This window comes from Nonomuraea sp. NPDC049607 (assembly GCF_040675375.1).
Lineage (GTDB): Bacteria > Actinomycetota > Actinomycetes > Streptosporangiales > Streptosporangiaceae > Nonomuraea.
Genome location: NZ_JBFAOV010000113.1, coordinates 1 through 1,002, shown reverse-complemented (window position 1 = coordinate 1,002; position 1,002 = coordinate 1). Strand labels below are relative to the sequence as shown.

Below are 1,002 nucleotides of genomic sequence, written 5' to 3'. Positions count from 1 at the left end.
AGGGCGTGGAGGAGGGTGGGGGTTTCGGGTTGGTTTTTGTGGAGGGTGTTGATGGTGGTGGGTGGGGGGGTGTTGGTGGTGGGGGTGGGGAGGTTGTGGGTGGTGAGGGTGGTGAGGGGGTTGTCGGGTCCGATTTCGATGTAGGTGGTGACGCCGGCGTTGTGGAGGTAGTTGATGGTGTTGGCGAAGTGGACGGGTTGGCGGGCGTGGGTGGCCCAGTGGGTGGGGTGGAGGGTGGTGGTGGGGGTGGCTGTGGTGTTGGTGATGAGGGGGGTGTGTGCGGTGTGGTGGGTGAGGGTGTGTGCGGTGTGGTTGAGGGTGTTGAGGATGGGGTTGAGGTGGGGTGAGTGGAAGGCGTGGGAGACGGTGAGGGTGTGGGTTTTGCGTCCTTGTTGGGTGAAGTGGTGGGTGATGGTGTTGACGTCGTGGGTGGTGCCGGAGATGACGGTGGTGTTGGGGGTGTTGATGGCGGCGATGGTGACGTTGGGGGTGAGGTGGGGGGTGATTTCTTGGGGGGTGGCGTGGATGGCGGTCATGGTGCCGTTGGTGGGGAGGTTGTGCATGAGGCGGGCGCGGGTGGTGATGAGGGTGGCGGCGTCGTTGAGGGTGAGGATGCCGGCGGTGTGGGCGGCGGTGATTTCGCCGAGGGAGTGTCCGGCGAGGTAGTGGGGGTGGATGTTCCAGCTGGTGAGGAGGTGGTGGAGGGCGGTTTGGAGGGCGAAGAGGGCGGGTTGGGTGTAGAGGGTTTGGTTGAGGAGTTGGGCGTGGGGGGTGTGGGGTTTGGCCCACATGATGTGTTGGAGGGGGTGTTCGAGGTGGGGGTTGAGGGCTTGGAAGGCTTGGTCGAGGGCGTTGGCGAAGGTGGGGAAGGTGGTGTAGAGGTTGTGGCCCATTCCGGGGTGTTGGGTGCCTTGGCCTGAGTAGAGGAAGGCGGTTTTGCCGGGGCGTGTTCGTCCGGTGATGAGGTTTGCGCCTGGGGTGAACGGCCGGCTGGTTGGCGGG

At 64.8% G+C, this 1,002-nt stretch carries 1 protein-coding gene; it reads right to left on the bottom strand.

The features are described 5' to 3' along the window. Positions 1 to 893, bottom strand: an 893-nt coding sequence (locus tag AB0J97_RS51645) for an acyltransferase domain-containing protein (protein ID WP_364104836.1), incomplete at its 3' end; no start/stop codon positions are given. Between the last annotated feature and the right edge of the window lie 109 nt (positions 894 to 1,002).